Source organism: Pseudomonas sp. 22072 (assembly GCF_052046095.1).
GTDB lineage: Bacteria > Pseudomonadota > Gammaproteobacteria > Pseudomonadales > Pseudomonadaceae > Aquipseudomonas > Aquipseudomonas paracarnis.
In genome coordinates, this window is record NZ_JBQEQE010000012.1 from 104,180 (window position 1) to 122,198 (window position 18,019).

At 58.3% G+C, this 18,019-nt stretch carries 23 protein-coding genes; 8 read left to right on the forward strand and 15 right to left on the reverse strand.

All coding sequences use genetic code 11. The annotated features are described in order from the left end of the window. Positions 1-125 precede the first annotated feature (125 nt). On the reverse strand, positions 126-1,415 hold the full coding sequence (locus ACTJLA_RS14665) for an SDR family oxidoreductase (protein ID WP_314544787.1): 1,290 nt from the start codon (positions 1,413-1,415) through the stop codon (positions 126-128). 80 nt (positions 1,416-1,495) lie between these two features. Further along, positions 1,496-2,260 (reverse strand): OBAP family protein, encoded by a 765-nt coding sequence (locus tag ACTJLA_RS14670; RefSeq protein ID WP_252950256.1) that lies wholly within the window; start codon positions 2,258-2,260, stop codon positions 1,496-1,498. Between the two features lie 192 nt (positions 2,261-2,452). Here ACTJLA_RS14670 and ACTJLA_RS14675 point away from each other — a divergent pair, with 192 nt between their 5' ends. Continuing rightward, positions 2,453-3,514: a M28 family peptidase gene (locus ACTJLA_RS14675; RefSeq protein ID WP_252950254.1), complete on the forward strand. Its 1,062-nt coding sequence runs from the start codon at positions 2,453-2,455 to the stop codon at positions 3,512-3,514. A 34-nt stretch (positions 3,515-3,548) separates the two neighbouring features. Here ACTJLA_RS14675 and ACTJLA_RS14680 read toward each other — a convergent pair whose 3' ends face one another. After that, a complete protein-coding gene (locus ACTJLA_RS14680) occupies positions 3,549-3,947 on the reverse strand; it encodes a low affinity iron permease family protein (protein WP_014718020.1) in 399 nt (132 codons plus the stop codon). A 122-nt stretch (positions 3,948-4,069) separates the two neighbouring features. On the opposite strand from ACTJLA_RS14680, the gene ACTJLA_RS14685 reads away from it, so the two are divergent. After that, entirely contained in the window at positions 4,070-4,570 is a 501-nt protein-coding gene (locus tag ACTJLA_RS14685; protein WP_054895711.1) for a CinA family protein, read from the forward strand. Between the two features lie 19 nt (positions 4,571-4,589). Here the strand turns inward: ACTJLA_RS14685 and ACTJLA_RS14690 are convergent, their stop codons facing one another. The 3 genes from ACTJLA_RS14690 to ACTJLA_RS14700 form a co-directional block, all read right to left on the reverse strand. Continuing rightward, the gene (locus ACTJLA_RS14690) at positions 4,590-4,868 is read right to left on the reverse strand and encodes a hypothetical protein (RefSeq protein ID WP_020303212.1); all 279 of its coding nucleotides are present in this window, start codon (positions 4,866-4,868) and stop codon (positions 4,590-4,592) included. Positions 4,869-4,873: 5 nt separating this feature from the next. Next, positions 4,874-5,128 (reverse strand): hypothetical protein, encoded by a 255-nt coding sequence (locus ACTJLA_RS14695; RefSeq protein ID WP_014718023.1) that lies wholly within the window; start codon positions 5,126-5,128, stop codon positions 4,874-4,876. A 253-nt stretch (positions 5,129-5,381) separates the two neighbouring features. Next, positions 5,382-5,564 (reverse strand): general stress protein, encoded by a 183-nt coding sequence (locus ACTJLA_RS14700; protein WP_003190457.1) that lies wholly within the window; start codon positions 5,562-5,564, stop codon positions 5,382-5,384. Between the two features lie 320 nt (positions 5,565-5,884). On the opposite strand from ACTJLA_RS14700, the gene ACTJLA_RS14705 reads away from it, so the two are divergent. The 4 genes from ACTJLA_RS14705 to ACTJLA_RS14720 all read left to right on the forward strand — a co-directional run bounded on the left by ACTJLA_RS14705 (position 5,885) and on the right by ACTJLA_RS14720 (position 9,424). After that, positions 5,885-6,115: a hypothetical protein gene (locus ACTJLA_RS14705; protein WP_236455270.1), complete on the forward strand. Its 231-nt coding sequence runs from the start codon at positions 5,885-5,887 to the stop codon at positions 6,113-6,115. A gap of 165 nt (positions 6,116-6,280) precedes the next feature. After that, positions 6,281-7,165, forward strand: coding sequence for a manganese catalase family protein (locus ACTJLA_RS14710; protein ID WP_014718025.1), 885 nt, complete (start codon positions 6,281-6,283; stop codon positions 7,163-7,165). A 63-nt stretch (positions 7,166-7,228) separates the two neighbouring features. Next, a complete protein-coding gene (locus tag ACTJLA_RS14715; protein WP_019821478.1) occupies positions 7,229-7,738 on the forward strand; it encodes a ferritin-like domain-containing protein in 510 nt (169 codons plus the stop codon). A gap of 108 nt (positions 7,739-7,846) precedes the next feature. Next, complete coding sequence (locus ACTJLA_RS14720; protein ID WP_172415510.1) at positions 7,847-9,424, forward strand: histidine kinase famiy protein; 1,578 nt, start codon at positions 7,847-7,849, stop codon at positions 9,422-9,424. A gap of 214 nt (positions 9,425-9,638) precedes the next feature. Here ACTJLA_RS14720 and cyoE read toward each other — a convergent pair whose 3' ends face one another. The 5 genes from cyoE to cyoA are packed head-to-tail and all read right to left on the reverse strand — an operon-like array spanning position 9,639 to position 14,350. Beyond that, complete coding sequence (gene cyoE, locus ACTJLA_RS14725) at positions 9,639-10,535, reverse strand: heme o synthase (protein WP_089042641.1); 897 nt, start codon at positions 10,533-10,535, stop codon at positions 9,639-9,641. After that, a complete protein-coding gene (gene cyoD, locus ACTJLA_RS14730; protein WP_314544518.1) occupies positions 10,493-10,831 on the reverse strand; it encodes a cytochrome o ubiquinol oxidase subunit IV in 339 nt (112 codons plus the stop codon). The genes cyoE and cyoD overlap by 43 nt, the downstream gene beginning before the upstream one ends. Position 10,832: 1 nt before the next feature. Then, positions 10,833-11,447, reverse strand: coding sequence for a cytochrome o ubiquinol oxidase subunit III (locus tag ACTJLA_RS14735; RefSeq protein ID WP_054895700.1), 615 nt, complete (start codon positions 11,445-11,447; stop codon positions 10,833-10,835). A gap of 3 nt (positions 11,448-11,450) precedes the next feature. Beyond that, entirely contained in the window at positions 11,451-13,424 is a 1,974-nt protein-coding gene (gene cyoB / locus ACTJLA_RS14740; protein WP_054895699.1) for a cytochrome o ubiquinol oxidase subunit I, read from the reverse strand. A gap of 2 nt (positions 13,425-13,426) precedes the next feature. Then, positions 13,427-14,350 (reverse strand): ubiquinol oxidase subunit II, encoded by a 924-nt coding sequence (gene cyoA / locus ACTJLA_RS14745; protein ID WP_089042643.1) that lies wholly within the window; start codon positions 14,348-14,350, stop codon positions 13,427-13,429. Between the two features lie 397 nt (positions 14,351-14,747). Here cyoA and ACTJLA_RS14750 point away from each other — a divergent pair, with 397 nt between their 5' ends. Together ACTJLA_RS14750 and ACTJLA_RS14755 are read left to right on the forward strand one after the other, a co-directional pair. Further along, entirely contained in the window at positions 14,748-15,062 is a 315-nt protein-coding gene (locus ACTJLA_RS14750; RefSeq protein ID WP_314544511.1) for a hypothetical protein, read from the forward strand. 402 nt (positions 15,063-15,464) lie between these two features. Then, positions 15,465-15,734, forward strand: coding sequence for a DUF6555 family protein (locus ACTJLA_RS14755; RefSeq protein WP_003190473.1), 270 nt, complete (start codon positions 15,465-15,467; stop codon positions 15,732-15,734). A gap of 476 nt (positions 15,735-16,210) precedes the next feature. On the opposite strand, the gene ACTJLA_RS14760 is transcribed toward ACTJLA_RS14755, so the two are convergent. The 4 genes from ACTJLA_RS14760 to ACTJLA_RS14775 form a co-directional block, all read right to left on the reverse strand. Beyond that, the gene (locus ACTJLA_RS14760) at positions 16,211-16,444 is read right to left on the reverse strand and encodes a DUF2934 domain-containing protein (RefSeq protein WP_089042644.1); all 234 of its coding nucleotides are present in this window, start codon (positions 16,442-16,444) and stop codon (positions 16,211-16,213) included. 29 nt (positions 16,445-16,473) lie between these two features. Continuing rightward, positions 16,474-17,025 (reverse strand): ATP-dependent Clp protease proteolytic subunit, encoded by a 552-nt coding sequence (locus ACTJLA_RS14765; protein WP_089042645.1) that lies wholly within the window; start codon positions 17,023-17,025, stop codon positions 16,474-16,476. A gap of 53 nt (positions 17,026-17,078) precedes the next feature. After that, positions 17,079-17,429: a general stress protein gene (locus tag ACTJLA_RS14770; RefSeq protein ID WP_314544505.1), complete on the reverse strand. Its 351-nt coding sequence runs from the start codon at positions 17,427-17,429 to the stop codon at positions 17,079-17,081. 328 nt (positions 17,430-17,757) lie between these two features. Continuing rightward, positions 17,758-17,934, reverse strand: a complete 177-nt coding sequence (locus ACTJLA_RS14775) for a general stress protein (RefSeq protein WP_003190478.1) — start codon at positions 17,932-17,934, stop codon at positions 17,758-17,760. Positions 17,935-18,019: the final 85 nt, after the last annotated feature.

The window sequence follows — 18,019 nt, forward strand, 5'->3', positions numbered from 1 at the left end:
CCCCCCCCCCCCCCCCCCCCCCCCCCCCCCCCCCCCCCCCCCCCCCCCCCCCCCCCCCCCCCCCCCCCCCCGCTCCCACAGAGGAGTTGTGCTTGACTGGCTGGTATTCGGGATTTGCCCCGTTTTCATTTGTGACGAGCCGAATATTTGCGCGCAACGACAACGCCGCCCACTAGCAGCGCTGCGCCTATTGCAACCATCCCATAGGGCGTACGGCGGGTTTGCCGCCAGCCGCCTTCGACACGACGTTCGCCGCTTGCCGGGGTGTAGAGGTTGCCCGTAGAGGTCACGGCGCGCGGGCTGCGCTCCAGGCCGAGGCGGGTGAGCCAACCGGATAACCGGGCAAAGCCGGGCAGCAAAAAATGCGCGACGCGGGCCACGGTGGCAGCGCTGCCTACCGTGGTGCTGTCCCTCGGTTGCAGCGCACAGGCCACCATCGCTTGCGCGACTTTATGTGGGTCGTAGACCGGTGGCGGTGGCGTCAAGGTGTGGCCGGTAAAATTGCCGCCATCGCGAAAGCCCGGTGTGTCCATCACGGCGGGATAGATGTCGCACACATGAATATCGGGGTAATCAGTCAGCTCGCCACGCAGTGCTTCAGTCAGGCCGCGCAGGCCGTATTTACTGGCCGAGTAGGCGACGGCATAGGGCTGGGCTACCCAACTGCCCAGCGACAAGGTGTTGATCAGAATGCCGCGGTGCTGGGCTTTGAAATAGGGCCACACCACATGGGCGCCGCGCAGGTACCCGAGCAGGTCGGTTTGCAGCACCTGTTCGTGGGCTTCCAGCGGCGTGTCCTCGAAACTGCCGACGGCGCCTACTCCGGCGTTGTTGATCCAGATATCGATGCGGCCATTGCCGAAGGCCGCCGCCTGTTCGGCAAGGGCGCGCATCTGGTCGCCCTGGGTTACATCGGTTTTAACGGCGATGGCCTCGGCGCCACGCGCAGCGCATTCCTCGACCACCTCTTCCAAGGCTTTTTCATCTCGGGCCGCCAATATCAAGCGGGTACTTTGCTCGGCAAAGGCGTGAGCAGCCGCGCGACCAATGCCACTGGAGGCGCCGGTGATCACCACGGTCTTGCCGTGCAGTTTCCCCTTGGCCTGCATGACGCCAGGCGAATCCTCGGGCACGTGGACGGGCACCGGGTGCAGTTGCAGGCGGGTACCGTCAGTCAGTATCAGGGTCAGGTTTTCGACGGTGCCAGCGACGCGGTCGGGAAACACCGGTTCGCCTGTGGCGTCGAGCTCATCATAGATAAACGTCTGGCCTTCAAGCCATCCGACGGCCGTCATCAATTCAGGGCCCAGGTAGTACTTTCCGTCCAGGAAAAAACCGCTGAAGTTCGGTGTGCGCTCCAGGTTTTCCACGGCGTATCGCTCGCCAGGCCTCATTCCGGTTGCGGTATCAATCATCATGACATCCTCCTTTGGCTGGTCTTGGGTAGAGAAAGGCCCGCAAATGATCGTTCAATCCAAATGACTGAATGGCGGTGTCAATGTTGATGGGCCTTCAGGGTCGGGTCGGCGATCTGGATAACCGTGCCCTGGCGCCACGCGTCCGCCCCAGGGGCGATGGGCGGCGCGGGGATATCGGCGCGCGTCTTTTTCTTGTCGGCACTGTCGATGCCCAGTCGTTTATCGCGTTCGGCGACCATACGCGGGTCAGCCTGGCCGTCGGCGGTAAAGCCCATCATCAGCTGAGGCACGCCTAACGGGAGGCGTTTATCCAGATCGGTATGCCAGGTGTGCCAGGTCTTGCCGTAGGTGTGCACCAGCTTCTCCATCAGCGCATGTTCCGCCACCTCAGGAATTCCCGGCGCGACCAGTTGCCCTGACTTCACTTCATGCACATGGCTGTGCCACAGCGCCTTTTCAGGCGCGGGCAACGTGTTGAACTGCGCCTCGCTGATGATGTACTCCACGCCCATCAACTTCGCATCCTTGCGGTTGCCGTCGTAGATCACACACTGGATGACCTCCTCGTTGAGGATTGCGCAGTAGTGATGGGCTTCCATTTGCACATCGGGATGGCCGTTGTAGAAGTGAAAACCGTCCAGGTAGGCGTTCAGGGCATCAATCGGTGGGCGTGATTGCAGCAGGGCGGCGCCGGCTTCCAGCGTTCGGGTCGAAGGTGTTGTCGGCTTCCCAGGTGCCTCGACATTCGAAGGTGAGTTGTTGCCAGCGCAGGCGCTGAGCAGGGACAGCGCAACTGCGGCGGATAGGGATTTTGTCACTCGATGGGTTGGGGTGTCAGTCATGGTCGGCTGCCTCCTGTTGCCGGTATGGTCACGTTCGAGGATCTGCGTCAGGGCTGATCCTGTTCTCGTTGGAAAGACGCGCGTACGGGGCGTTCAAAATGCTTTGAGTTGAACACTCACTCATTCATCAGGTCGTTTTTTATAGAGGCGCTGACAGCGCAATTGCTTACCTGCCAGTGAGGTGTTCATCCCATGCACAAGACTGAAAATCCAGCGTCGACGCTGCTTACCCAATTGCTCCGGGCACGCGGGCCGGGCGGTCAGGAAGACGAGGTGCGCGCCATTTGCCTGGAAAGCCTGACGCCGTTGTGCGATGAGGCCTGGGTCGATCAGGCGGGTAATGTGGTGGGTTTGATCAAGGGCAAGCACAGCGATGCCGAGCCTGCCGGTGCGGTTAAAGTCATGGCACATATGGATGAAATCGCCATGGTGGTTAAACGCGTCGAGGCGGATGGCACGTTGCGGGTGACGGCGCTGGGTGGGGCCAACCCGGTCAACTTTGGCGTGTGCCCGGTGGATATCCTGGGGGACACACGCATCCTTCCTGGCGTGCTGTCCTTTGGCTCGATGCACGCCACCAGTAATACGGCACAAGGGGCTGATGTGCTCTCGGGCGATGTGCACTGGAACGACGTTCATGTGATCACGCGATGCACTGCCCAGGCATTAGGCGAGCACGGCATTCGGCCAGGAAGCCGTGTGGTGCTGAGCCGTCATTGGCGTGAGCCCTTCCAAGTGGGCGATGCCATTGCCGCGCATTTTCTGGATGACCGCGCCCCGATTGCTGCCGTTCTGCATACAGCCCAGCTGCTGGCTTCGCGCCGGGAGGCGTTGGCCAGGGATGTCTATCTGGTATTCACCACGCTCGAAGAGGAGTGCAATGCCGGGGCAATGTATGCCGCGTCGACGCTACCCGGCGACACCACCATCGCGGTGGAGGTGGGGCCGGTCATGCAGGAATACGGCACGCGCCTGGCCGTCGACCCGATCATCAATACGGGGGACCAGAAAGGCTATTACACCCGGGCGGTGGTCAACGACCTGGCGGCTGCCGCAGAGCGCTGCGGCTACAGCCCCCAATATGCGCTGTTGGTGGATTTCGCTTCGGATGCCAGTGCGGTCATGAGTAACGGGACCTGTGCCCGCGCCGGCTGCCTGGCCATTCCAACGGAAAATACCCATGGTTATGAATTGATTCTGGATGGGGCGGTGCAGGCCTGTGCCGAGACATTGGCCGAGTACCTTGCAGCCTGATAGACGGTGCAAGGTACGCTGACCGGCGTGGGGCTCAGATTGGGCCGCTTGGAGAATCTGTCTCCTGCCTGATTTCATCGGCCGCATTGGGTTGCCCCAGCTTGCTGTATTGCTCGCGCAATTTTTGCAACTCACGCGACCCAAGCTTATCCAGGCTCAACGCCGCATTGTGAGCTTCTTTGGTGGCACGAATCAGCTCGTCCAGTTTCAGATGAAGAATATCGTTGTCGCGGTTCTGGGTATTCTGGATCAGGAACACCATCAGGAAGGTGATGATGGTAGTGGAGGTGTTGATGATTAACTGCCAGGTGTCGTTGTAATGAAAGTAAGGCCCGGTGAGCGCCCAAACAGCAATCAAGCTGACGGCTGTCAGAAAGGTTTTTGAGCTGCCCGCCTGGTTGGAGAGTTTTTGGCAGAATTTCGCGAACTTCATGGTGCTGTCTCCTGGGGGATGTTCCTCTGTAGACCCCAGCAGAATTTCGAAATTCTTTTTTACAAATCGTTTTTTTTGACAAAAATCAATGAGCAAATCCCTCTTGCACAGGAGCACTCAGCATGTCGGTCGCTGCTTCTATCGTTGAATACCTCAAGCACCATCAGTTGGTCATCACGACGGCGGAGTCGTGTACCGCAGGCAAGATCATCACCTTGCTTTCGCAGGTCGACGGCAGCGGTTCGTGGATCGAAAGCGGGTACGTGGTGTATTCGCCAGAAGCGAAACAGCGGCTGTTGAACGTGCGTCGCTATACCATCGATACCTTCAATCTCACCAGCTGTGAGGTCGCCCAGGAAATGGCCCAAGGCGCGCTGCGCGACAGCCCCGCTGATGTGGCGGTCGCCACCACTGGCCTGCTGGGGCCGGATGGAATTGATGGCATTCCCCCAGGCACTGTCTGTTTTGCCTGGGCCTATCGAAACGGCGGGGCACTGAGTGTGTTCAGTCGCAAGGAACGCTTTATGGGTTCTCGTGAGCAGGTGCAGTTGGCCGCGTCTCTTCATGCATTGAAATGGCTGCCGCATTTTCACCAACGGGCGATGGTCGGTGAACGCGCCTAATGCTGCCAAGTGTGCGCGTTTACGGCTGCGGTTCGATGTCCATCAGCAAGTCGCCGTTGGTCAAGGATTCAGCCTCCTGCACCACGCCACGATAGGCCTGACCATTCCATTCAAAGCTAATCCAGTGGGCCTTCGGCAATAGCTTTGGCCATGGCGGTGCAAGCCGCAACTGCACGCCGGGCGCAGTGCGCACAAGTTGCCCCATGCATTCGCTGGCGAGCGTGTTCACACCGAACAGCGTGTCATGCAGGTATTGAATGTTGACCGGTTGCAGCGTTGCGTCAGTAGCGTCTGGCATATCTGTTACCCCACCGATGACAGCCAGAAAGACTGTCTGGCGATGACCATTTCTTCACGTATTTCCCGCACAAGCCGGTTGATCCCCGAAACACCGTGGTAGTGGGCGCGGTTGATGTTCGCGATGGTGAATTGGTCCATACCGTGCGCCGTTACAGTGACTGAAAGGCTGCCGTCTGCGTTGAGCGCGCACTTGACCGCGCACTTGGGAAGGCGAGCGGAAAGGGCCGTTTCGATTTCGGCTTTCGTTAACGTATCCATGAGTTCACCGCATAAAGGACTCAGCGCGGTAAGGCTAGCTCATAATGACGGGGCGTAGATACTGGCAAGGTGATGGCTTTGTAAGAAGGGTCGTCCACAACTTTGCGTCGAAAGCCTCTACTTGAAACTTGGGCTGAAGGTTCGCTCGTTGTTAAATCAAGCGGGCAGGATGAGGGGGGGGGGGATTATAAGGTGTAGCCTGTTCAAACTATTGGGTTTGAAGGGGCAGCCAGGCTGCCCCTCCTACCGTTACTCAAGAACCCGACTTCCGACCGCCGCCGTGGCTGTGCTGGCCACCCTTGCGACCTGCTTCAGAGGCCTTTTCACGGTCGTTGGCGAAGTTGCCGCCCGACGCCTGGCCGCCTTTTTTACCGGCTTCGGAGGCTTTTTCGCGATCATTGGCAAAGTTGCCCGGGTTTTTATTACCTGTAGTCATGATAGTTCTCCAGTCGCTAAGTTTGCGTTTCGTTAGTTGGCCGTTTCGCAACGGACACTTATTCCGATATTGGCTTTTTGAAAAATGTTTTACCGATTTTTCTAACCGGCGACGAACGGTAATTTCGCTGAAAAAGTTATACAGAAACTTGGTTGATGCGCCGCTTCGTATAACTTTTATTGCCGGCCAGCGCTTTGATATTAATCAAATCGAAACTGCTGGTTTAGTTAACGGTCCTGCCATTCGTCTTTTTCCTCGCACTCCAAAAAAGGGTGTGGTTCCAACGAGGTTCCTAACCTGTGAACGGGAGCTTTTCAGCCATGAAACACAACCCATCCAACCCACAGTACCGGCCGCTTGAGCAACCAGACGCACCCAATGAAGACGGTTGCGTCATCGGCACTGCCGGGCGCGACGAAGACCCCAACGCGACCACCGATTGGGACCATCCCGACAGCGCCGCAACGCCCGCTGACGCCAGCATCAAGCCCGCCAACGGTACGCCCGGCATCGACGCCGTGCCCGAGTCGGAAAACCACGGCGCCGATTGAGAGAACTGCGCTACAAGTGCCGTTTCGCTTGGCCTGCAGCGCATTACCGCTGGTCGTGAGGCGTCGGTTTATTTTGAAATTTTCCACGCGCAGGCCACTTCCCATGCAAGGTAGGCGCGCATTCCAGCAGGGCGCCTTTTTCCGTAAGCCTGAGGAGATTTGTTCATGTTTCTACATAACAAGCGACTTCAATACACCGTCCGCGTCGCCGAGCCCAATCCGGGCCTGGCCAACCTTTTGCTCGAGCAGTTTGGCGGCGCCCAAGGTGAGTTGGCCGCCGCGTCCCGTTACTTCACCCAAGCCTTGGCGGAAGACGATCCGGGGCGCAAAGATTTGCTGATGGACATCGCCACCGAAGAACTCAGCCATCTGGAGATCGTCGGCTCCATCATCGTCATGCTCAACAAGGGCGCCAAGGGGCGAATGGCCGAAGGCGTGGAAGAGGAGGGCGAGTTGTATCGTGCCCTCAATGGCGCCGGCAATGACTCGCATATCACCAGCCTGCTGTACGGGGCGGGTTCGCCTTTGACCAACTCTGCCGGCGTGCCGTGGACCGCCGCCTACATCGACACTATTGGTGAACCCACCGCAGACATGCGCTCGAATATCGCCGCCGAAGCCCGGGCCAAAATTGTCTATGAGCGGTTGATGAACGTCACCGATGACCCGGGTGTAAAAGATGCGCTGGGTTTTTTGATGACGCGGGAAATCGCTCACCAGATATCCTTCGAAAAAGCGCTGCATGCGATCCAGCCGAATTTTCCCCAGGGCAAGTTGCCGGGCAAACCGGAGTTCACCCAGGTGTACTTCAACATGTCCCAAGGCGCGGAGAACCTGCGCGGGCCCTGGAACCAGGGTGACGGTTGGGAGTTTGTGGAAAACCCACAACCGGCGGTCGATGGCGGTGACGGCACCGCCAGCGTGCAGTTGGACGCCGACGATGAAGCGGTGCTGAGCGCGATGAAAATCCGCACGCTCTCGGACCCCACCAGCGACCCCACCACCGGCGCTGACCTGGGGGCGGGCCTCAAGCCCAAGCCCGACCTTTGATTGAGAACAGCCGCACGCTGAAGGGCGTGCGGTGCTTTCGACTTTCTTGACGAGGACAACGACATGGCAACCCCACAGGAAAACCTGCTCGACTGGCTACGTGATGCCCATGCGATGGAGCAACAGGCCGAGAAAATGCTCAAGGCACAGTCCGAGCGCCTGGAGAATTACCCCCAACTAAAGGCGCGAATCGACGAGCACATTGAGGAAACCCTTGGGCAGCAGCAACTGATTGACGAATGCCTGACGCGTTTGGGAGGCAGTGCTTCGACCCTTAAAGACGTGGGCGGCAAGCTGATGGCTTTCGGTCAGGCGGTCGGTGGCTCGCTGATGAGTGACGAGGTGATCAAGGGCGCGATGGCCGGCTACGTGTTTGAAAATATGGAAGTGGCCAGCTACACGGTGCTCATCGCGGCCGCGAAGGCAGCGGGCGACGCCGAGACACAAGCGGCGTGCGAAAAGATTCTACCCCAGGAAGTCGCCATGGCTCAGTGGTTGCTCGAGCACTTGCCAGAGCTTACGCAAGCGTTTTTGCAACGCTCTGAGGCGCCTGACACACAAGCCAAGCGTTAATGACACGTGCGGTGCCCTTGGGGGGCGCCGCGTCCGCTCGGCACAAGATGGCACTGCGCAGCGTTTTCACGGTCCATGGAACACGTACCACGTATCTGGAGGTGAACCTTGGCGACAAAGAAGAAGCCTGTGGTCGACGGTATGGAATTGGCAATGCTGTCTGCCAGCCGCAAAGACCTGTTCTTTGCGGCCATGCAAGCCAGCCACAGTGCAATGATCGTGACCGACCCCGCGGGGCCTGATAATCCGATCATCTTTGCCAACCAGGCGTTCCTGACCCTGACAGGCTTTGAACTGGACGAAGTGATCGGACGTAATTGCAGGTTCTTGCAGGGGCCTCAAACCGACAAAAACGCGCTGCACCAGGTGCAGCGCGCGGTTGAGCAGCACCATGAGGCCTGTGTCGAGGTGCTCAACTACCGCAAGGATGGCTCGACCTTCTGGAACGAGCTGTTCATTTCGCCGTTGTTCAACGAACGTGGGCAACTGGTGTATTTTTTCGCATCGCAGCTGGACGTGAGCCGGCGTCACGATGCCGAACAGCGCGTGCGTCGCGCACAAGACCTGGAAGCGCTGGGGCAACTGACCGGTGGCATTGCCCATGACTTCAATAACCTGCTGCAAGTGATGATGGGTTATCTCGACTTGATCCAGCAGAGCGCCAAGCGCCCCGGTAGCGATCCGCAGCGCATCGTCAACAGTGCCAGCCGTGCCAGGGCAGCGGCGGAAAAAGCTCAGACCCTGACCCAGCAGTTGCTGGCGTTTTCGCGCAAGCAACGGCTCGACAGTCGGGTGATCAACTTGAACAGCTTGCTCAGCCGCCCCGAATTCATGGCACGTGCGCTGCAGGGCGTCGAGTTGCATGTAGAACTTGCCGAAGATCTGTGGAACTGCCGCATCGACCCTGTCCAGGCGGAGCTGGCAGTGCAGCACCTGTTATCGAATGCCCAGGATGCTTTGCGCGGGCGTGCGGACCCAGCGGTAACCGTCCAGACCTGCAACGTCCAGGTGCCGGGCGATGTCGGTGCCGAGCGGGATGGGTTGACCGAGGGCTGTTACGTGAGCATTTCGGTCTCGGATAACGGCAACGGCATCGACGCAGGTATTCAGGACAAAGTCATGCAGCCGTTCTTCACCACCAAGGAAGAAGGCCAGGGCTCGGGCCTGGGGTTGTCGATGGTGTATGGCTTCGTCAAGCAATCGGGCGGTACGGCGCGGATTCATTCAGACCCGGGCATCGGTACGACGATTCGCTTGTACTTTCCTGCAGATGACAGCCAGCTGTGGGTCGAGCAGCCCCCCACAGCCATCTCACCGCAAGGTAACGAACGCATCCTGATCGTGGAGGACCGGCCCGAGGTGGCCGAGTTGGCGCAGGTCATTCTGTCTGACTACGGTTACCACACGGACATCGCCCTCAATGCCGCCGAGGCGTTGGGCATGCTCAAGCAGGCGACGTATGACCTGGTGTTCAGTGACTTGATCATGCCCGGCGCGATGAATGGCGCGGCGTTGGCGCGGGAGGTGTCGCGCTTGTATCCGCACATCAGGATCTTGCTGACTACCGGCTATGCGAAAGACGCATTGGCCCGCGCGGAGATAGAGGTGCATGAGTTCGAGTTGATTCCCAAGCCGTATCAGCCTGCTGATTTGCCGCGCAAAATCCGGGCGGTGCTCGATGCCTGATCGAGCAGGCCACTGTGCCCCAAATGTGGGAGCGGGCTTGCCCCAATGCCAGTCAGTTAAGCGCAATCCCCTGTGGGAGCTGGCTTGCCTGCGATAGCGGCGGGTCAGTCAACATCAATGTTGGGTGGGCCGACGTCTTCGCGGGCAAGCCAGCTCCCACAGTTGATCTTCGTTGCTTTGAGCATTGCATCCCTCGAGGGCGCCGCCCACAAAGCTACCTCAGCACCGCCAGCGCCAGGTCAAGCGCCAGCACCAACACAATCGAAAACCCGAATATCCTGCGTGCCCAGCCGGTCGGGTCAGCGAGGCGTGTACCGCTGGCCGCGAGGGTTAGCCAATAACTCCCCAGCCCGAGCATCACCACAAAATACAACGCCGCCATCTGCGCCACCGCGCCTAGCATCAGGGCGCTGGCGAGGAAGGCCAGCATGTACGCCTGGATCTGCCGATGGGCTTGGGCCAGGCTCAACAGTGGCAGACCTGCGGCGCGGAAATCCTCGCGGCGCATCACGGTGATGGCGTGTGAATGCGGCATCTGCCAACAACAGAACACCGCGATCAGTAGCATGGCCGTGAGGTCAAACCGCCCGGTGACCGCGCAATAGCCGATCACCGGCGGCATCGCCCCGGAGAGGCTGCCGATCAAGGTGGCCCAGTGGGAGCGTCGCTTGAGCCAGTAGGTGTAGACCCCCGCATAGATCACCAGCCCGACCATCGCCAGCCCACACGCCAGCGCATTGCTGCCGGCCCACAGCAAGCCAAAACCGCAGGTGCCCAGGACGATCCCATAGCCTGCGGCAGTGGACACTCTGATGGTGCGCAGTGCCAATGGCCGATGACAAGTGCGTACCATGCGCCGGTCGATGTCGCGGTCAATGCAGTTGTTGATGACACAGCCGCAACCGATCACCAGGGCCGTGCCGAGCAGTGTGGCAAGCCCGTGCGTCACCGAGGCTACATGCCCGCTGGCGGCGAGCAGGTAACCGCCCAGCACCGACGCCAGGTTACCGACAATAATACCCGGCTTGGTGAGCTCGATAGCGGTATTGAACAGCCCCCGCCAGTGTTTCAGTGCGCCAGCATGTTGTGATGAATACTGCCCATGATCCATAACGAAAGCCCCACCAACAGAAGAATGATGACCGCCGAGAAAATCAGCGCAATCAGGTTCCAGCGTTGTTCTTCGGCCGTGTCCAGGTGCAGGAAGAACTTGAGGTGGACCACGATTTGTATCGCGCCCAACGCCACTACCAACCAGGCGGTGACGGTGCGCGGCAGTGACGGGAACATCACCAGGGCGAACGGAATCAGGGTGAGCAGTACTGACACCAGGAACCCGACCAGATAGGAGCGACTGCTGCCATGGCTGGTACCGGCACTGCTGTGAAGCGAGCTTTGCTTGTACATGTCACACCACCCCCAACAGATAGACCACGGTAAAGACGCAGATCCACACCACGTCCAAAAAGTGCCAGAACAGGCTCAGGCAACTGAGCCGGGTGGCGTTGGTGCTGGTCAGGCCGCGTTGCTTGACCTGGACCATCAGCACCGCCATCCAGATCAGCCCGGTGAACACGTGCGCGCCGTGGGTGCCCACGAGGGTGAAGAAGGCCGTCAGGAAGCCGCTGCGGTCCGGCCCGTAGCCTTCTTCGATCAGGTGGTGGAATTCGTTGATCTCCATGGCGATAAAGCCCGCGCCCAACACGAACGTGAGCCCCAGCCAGCGCAGCACATCGCGTTGCTTGCCGTGGTTCATGGCGAGCATGGCGTAGCCGTAGGTGATACTGCTCAACAGCAGCAGCATGGTTTCGGCCAGCACATAGGGCAGTTCGAAAATATCCATGCTCGACGGCCCGCCCGCCACGCTGTCGCGCAATACGGCGTAGCCGGCGAACAAGGTCGCGAACAGGATGCAGTCGGTCATCAGGTAGATCCAGAACCCGAACAGGCTCAGGGAACCGGCGTCTTCATGCCCTTGTTCGTGGGTATGGGCAATGTCTTTTTCCATAACGATATTGGACATGGGTCAAGCCTCCGCCAGGTCTTTGAGACGGGCCGTTTCGATGCGCGCGACTTCCTGGGCGGGCACGAAGTAATCGGTGTCTTCGTCGTAGCTGCGCACCACGAACGCGACCACCGAGGCCACCAGGCCGAACGCCGCCAACCACCAGATGTGCCACACCAACGCAAAGCTGCAGACCAGCGCAAACAGGCTGATGACCAAGCCCGACGCGGTATTGCGCGGCATATGGATGCTGCGATAGTCGGTGTGGCTCAGGGTGCTGACGCCGCGCTCCTTCATGCCCCAGTACGCGTCCAGGTCATTGACCTTGGGCTGCTCGGCGAAGTTGTACAGCGGCGGGGGAGACGCGGTGGCCCATTCCAGGGTGCGCCCGTCCCACGGATCGCCGGTGCGGTCGCGGTATTGATGACGGTTGCGGATGCTGACAAACAATTGCAAGGCTTGCGCCGCCACGCCGCAGAGGATGATTGCCACCCCCACCAGCTCCAGCAGCAGCCAGGGCCGCCACTCGGGGTTGTCGAAATGATTGAGACGGCGCGTCATGCCCATGAAACCCAGCACGTAGGAGGGCATGAACGCGAAATAAAAGCCCACCAGCCAGCACCAGAAGGCGATGCGGCCCAGCTTGTCGTTCAAGCGGAAACCGAACGCCTTGGGGAACCAATACGTCAGGCCGGCCATATAGCCGAACACCGCGCCACCGATGATCACGTTGTGAAAGTGCGCGATCAGGAACAGGCTGTTGTGCAGCAGGAAATCGGCCCCGGGCACCGCCAGCAGCACCCCGGTCATGCCGCCGATGCTGAAGGTCACGATAAAGCCCAGGGTCCACAGCATGGGCGTTTCGAAGCGCACGCGGCCGCGGTACATGGTGAACAACCAGGTGAAGATTTTCACCCCGGTCGGCACCGCGATGATCATCGTCATGATGCCGAAGAACGCGTTGACGTTGCCCCCCGCGCCCATGGTGAAAAAGTGATGCAGCCACACGATGAACGACAACACGGTGATCGCGATGGTCGCCCATACCAGCGACACGTAGCCGAACAGCCGCTTGCTGCTGAAGGTGGCGGCAATCTCGGAAAACACCCCGAACGCGGGCAGGATCAGGATGTACACCTCCGGATGCCCCCAGGCCCAGATGAGGTTCACGTACATCATCGGGTTGCCGCCGGCCTCGTTGGTGAAAAAATGCATGCCCAGATAGCGGTCCAGGGTAAGCATCAGCAGGGTGGCGGTGAGGATCGGGAATGCCGCCAGAATCAGCACCGACGTGCACAGCGCATTCCAGGTGAACACCGGCATCTTGAACAGCGTCATGCCTTCGGTGCGCATCTTCAGGATGGTGACGAAGAAATTCACCCCCGTGAGCAGCGTGCCGATACCGGATATCTGCAATGACCAGATGTAGTAATCCACGCCGACGCCGGGGCTGTAGCCCAGCTCGGATAACGGCGGATACGCGACCCAGCCGGTGCGCGCGAACTCACCAACCCCCAGCGAAATATTCACCAGCGCCGCACCCACCACGAACAGCCAGAAACTCAGGGCGTTGAGAAACGGATAAGCCACATCGCGAGCGCCGATCTGCAACGGCACGACGATGTTCATCAAACCGACGACGAAGGGCATGGCCATGAAGAAGATCATGATCACGCCGTGGGCGGTGAAGATCTGGTCGTAATGTTCCGGCGGCAGGTAACCCGGCCCGCCGCTGGCGGCCATGGCTTGTTGGGTGCGCATCATGATCGCATCAGAAAACCCGCGCAGCAGCATCACCAGGGCGACGATGATGTACATGCAACCGATCTTCTTGTGGTCCACCGAGGTGAACCACTCGCGCCACAAATAACCCCACTTGCGTTTCCAGGTGATCGAGCCCACCAGCGCCACCCCGATCAGGCCGACGACGGCCAGGGTGTACATCACAATGGGTTCAGTGGTTGGGATCGCGTCCCACGACAGTTTTCCGAACATGGTTACCGCTCCTCAGCCAGCAGACTTGGGTGTTGATCGGTGCGTTGTGCAGCGTCGCTCAATGGCGAGCGCCGGGGTTTATTGGCCTTGTTCATGCCCCCGTATTTATCGACGATGTCCAGGAACAAGCGCTCCTGTACCGCCGAGTAATAGGTCACTGGGTGCTTGAGGGTCGGCTTGGCCAATTGCGCGTAAGTGCTGTGATCCAGAGAGGTGGCCGCGCCCTTGACCTTTGTCACCCAGGTTTGAAAGTCGGCAGTGCTCAGGGACAGCGTGGTGAAATGCATGTCGGAAAAACCGGGGCCGTTGTAGTTGGCGGCAATCCCTCTGAACTCACCGGTTTCGTTGGCGATCAGGTGCAACTTGGTCTGCATGCCGGCCATGGCGTAGATCTGCCCGCCGAGTGCGGGAATAAAGAACGAGGTCATGGCCGCGTCGGAGGTGACGGTGAAACTCACCGGCGTGTGCACCGGCAGGGCCAGTTCGTTGACGCTGGCGATGCCCAGGTCAGGGTAGATAAACAGCCATTTCCAGTCGGTGGCCACCACCTGCACATTGATCGGCGGGGTGTCTGACTCCAGCGGGCGATAGGGGTCGAGTGCGTGGGTGGTCTCCCAGGTCACCCACCCCAGGACGATGATGATCAGCAGGGGAACGCCCCATACCACCGCTTCGATTTTGTGTGAACTGGCCCAGCGGGGGGAGTAACGCGCTTTTTTATTGGTGGCGCGGTAGCGGTAGGCGAAGACAAACATCATCACAATCACCGGAACGACCACCAGCAGCATCAGGCCCGTAGCGAGAATAATCAGGTCGCGCTCATCGGTTGCTACTTGCCCCTTGGGGTTGAATACCACCAGGTTGCAACTGGTGAGTAAGAAGAGGCTGGTGATAGTGACCAGGCAATAACCCATCGCTCGTTTCATGCCTTGCTCCTGTATTGGAAACTTGCGTTTTGCTGTGCCGAATCTGTGCTCGCGCGTTAACTAAGCGAAGCGCTTGTTAACATCAGGAACCATCAGGTGATAAACATTCGGCAATAAGCTGCCGTCAGTAGATAAAGTGCGTCTACTGTCCGGTTCTATTGGCTTTTTCTGCCGCTCTGCAGGGCGCATTTCGCCGCGCTCCCGAACATTTTGAATAGAGCCCGATGGGTTGGTTTAACAATTTGTTTCCTCGCCTGACGAACGGTTTAACAGGCGAAACGGTAAAGGGTTTTTATCGGTGCATGATGGAGGTGGCCTTGCAGAAAGTCTGAATTCTGGTTAGGGATTTCAGTCGTTAGTTGATGGCCAACCCCACTAACGGTTTTGGAGAAGCGCTATGTTTTTACGTGGCAACACCTATAAAGCCTGGGTCTCAAAAGCACTGGAAGAAAAATGCTTCACCCGGGAAGTCGAAAACGGCTGCCATATCGAAGTCAGGGCCCGAGAGCGGGACGATGCTGATATTGAAGTGCTGCTCTGTGTTTATACCGCGACGGGACAATGTGTGGTTGAACGCATCAAGCAGTTGCCGGGTGCCGAATGGACGGTGAATGACGCGCTCAAACGCGGTATTGATCAGGCGGAACGGATTGCCGGAGGTGAGTCCGGCCGACTGCCCTGTGCTGACGCTCACGTGCACGACGACGATTGAGTGGCTCCGCGATCTTGAATGTGGGAGCTGGCTTGCCTGCGATGACGGCCTGACAGCCGACGAGGATTTTGGTCCGACAGGCAAGCTTGGACCTCGGTGCGTCAGTTAGACAAGCGTCGGCTGCCAGGCCGTCACGGGAGCAAGCTCCCTCGCCACAGGGTGTAGCGTCGCGGCAGAATAAAAAAGCCCGCACGGAATGCGGGCAAGACAGGAGTTTTTACCAAGAGCCTGGAGTGAACAGACTCAGTATTAAGAAACAGAAGAAGCATGAACCGTTTTATTTTTTTAATGCGAGGCCGACGAACGGTAGTGCGACAGAAAGTGCGTGATCGTCGTCATTAAAAGATTAAAATTTCTGAACCTTCGTTCTGAGCAAATAACAAAAAATCAGAAGGAGAGGTTATGAAAAATTCTTTATATGTCATCGAGTACGAATACCACCACGAGCCTAAGTCTTTCATTATAAGAGCGGAGGTGATGAATAACGCAGAGGCGTGGCATTGGGCCTGTTGCGATGCTGGAATTGGCATTATTCCCAGGTCGCGTAATGAAAAGATCAAACGCATCAGTAAACCGCTGGCCGAGCGCTACGGTCTTGAGAATGTAAGATGGCGCCCGTCTGGGAGTATCCCGTTTATTGCAAAGCCCTATGTGCCGCCGCCACCCGAATGAATGTGTTTTTAATGGGCGGGGTTCATGCGGGTGGCGGTAGGGGAGAGGCGAGTGTTTACTGTTTTTTGCGTCGCTCCTGCAACATGCACAACTTTTGCACGCTGCGTTGAAGTGCCTCTTTCATAAGGTCGGCTGCATAGTGTTGCTTGCACGCTGGGCAGAGCATGTCAGAGGCCGACGACACTAGAAAGTCGGGGTCATCCAGCGTCGATTCGTAGGGTTGTTTACATTGCAGGCAACTTCGGTTCGCTTGTAGATGGGGCACATCGATTCCTCCCTGAATGAACGGCCACTCTCGATTAAGAAGTGGGCGTTTTCAACTGCTAAAGAGGAAGAATTCAAACAAGCGATTAGTTGATGTTTTAATGCCAGTATCGAGAGGCGGCGGGGAGGGGATGGCGCTTGGACGGCTGTCGATGTTTTAGAACCCTGGCAGGTTTATCGACAGGCGCGTCCTCACTCTCTGCTCTGTGGGTTCAGCAGTTGGGTTTTCTGCTGCGGGTTTTTTGCCCGGCGGCGGTCGCCTGGCGCTTTGATCGGTCCGGGTTGGGCGGGGTGACGCTACTTGCTATCGAGCCTGCCAGGCCGTCATTCGGCGGGGTTGTCAGCTCCTCCCTGGCTTGTAACCAGTGCACGAAATCCTGACCGCCAGGCTTCCCTTGCTGTTCCCAAATGCGGTACGCGGTGAGTCGGATCGTTTCTTCGTCCATTGTGAGGCTCCCCTATTGAATAAAAGGTGCTATGAGTGAATGAAGCTGCTCACGAAGTCCGCCTTGACCACGGGAGGTTCGATCCCATGGATCAAGCCGGCGGTCAGCGCTTGTTGCGGGTCGAGAATGCGTGGCGCGGCGATCAGGTACTTTTCGGTCTCCAGTTTTTCGACAGCATCGGCGGTGCGCTCGGCCACGATGCGTGCGTACAACTGCAAGTCGTAATCGAGGCTCATCGCATATTCGGACATGCGCGAGTGGTCAACCGCGCCTTGCACATGCCAGTGGAAGGGGTGGAACAGGAATTTACTGTGCTTGCAGGCGGTTCTGCGCTCACCGGCCAGGAAGATGATATTGCCCATGGATTCCACGGTGCCGAGGTTATGGGTATGCACCGGAATCGGCAGGGACAATAAAAAGTTGTACATCGTAAAGCCGTAGCTGCATTCACCACCCATGGTGGCGATATTCAGTACCAGGCCCTGGGCATCTTGTTGTACGGCCAACGAGGCTTTTTCAATCAGTTGGCTGCACGTAGAAGCGGTGACCGGTGCGGTGAAGTTGATAATGTGTAAAGGCATGGTGTCCCTCATCAATGAAAGCAGGGGAGCATGGCTCCCCTGCATCAAGCACATCAGCTTTTGCGTCCGCCGCCGTGGCTGTGTTCGCCACCTTTACGCCCGGCTTCGGAAGCTTTTTCACGGTCATTGGCAAAATTGCCGCCACTGTTCTGGCCGCCTTTGCTGCCCGCCTCGGCGGCGCGTTCGGGGTCATTCTTGAAATTGCCCCCGCTGTTCTGGCCGCCTTTGCTGCCGGCTTCAGCGGCGCGCTCGGGATCATTCTTGAAGTTCCCGCCACTGTTTTGGCCACCTTTGCTGCCGATCTCCTGGTAGAACTCTTTGTTATGGGACGCAGAAGTGGCTTCGCCGCCTTTTTTACCGGCTTCGCTGACGCTCATCTGGCCTTGCTTGTCTTGAGTAGTCATGTTCAGTTACCTCGTCGTTATGTCGGTAATGTAACGTTCACTTCGATTGTGCTGGAAACGTGCACTTAGGCGCGTGAGTCAAGCTGCACGGTTATAAGTGCCTTTCACACAAGGGTGGCGTTTTAGATGCACTTATCGTGGCTTCGGCTTGTTCAGCAAGTTGCTGATGTTCGTAACACGCAGACGTATTAGAACGCAGGCCAGTCCTTGCTTTAGTTTGCACTTCTACAATCGGCCTGCGAGCTGGCTCGCCGCGCTGATTATCAATGGACGCACGCATGATGAATGCCCTTTGTTAACGAACGGAACAGCGGTACTGCCCGTGTGGTCAGGACTTACGTCCACCACCATGACTGTTCTGGCCGCCTTTACGCCCGGCTTCCGAGGCTTTCTCGCGGTCGTTGGCGAAGTTGCCGCCAGAGGCCTGTCCACCTTTCTTTCCCGCCTGTGATGCTTTTTCGCGATCATTGGCAAAGTTTCCAGGGTTTTTATTGCTCGTCGTCATAACAATACTCCCAGTTTTGAAATGTCGTTTCGCTAGTTGCCCGTTTATGCAACGGACATCTTTTCTGATAGGGGCAAGTGCGCAG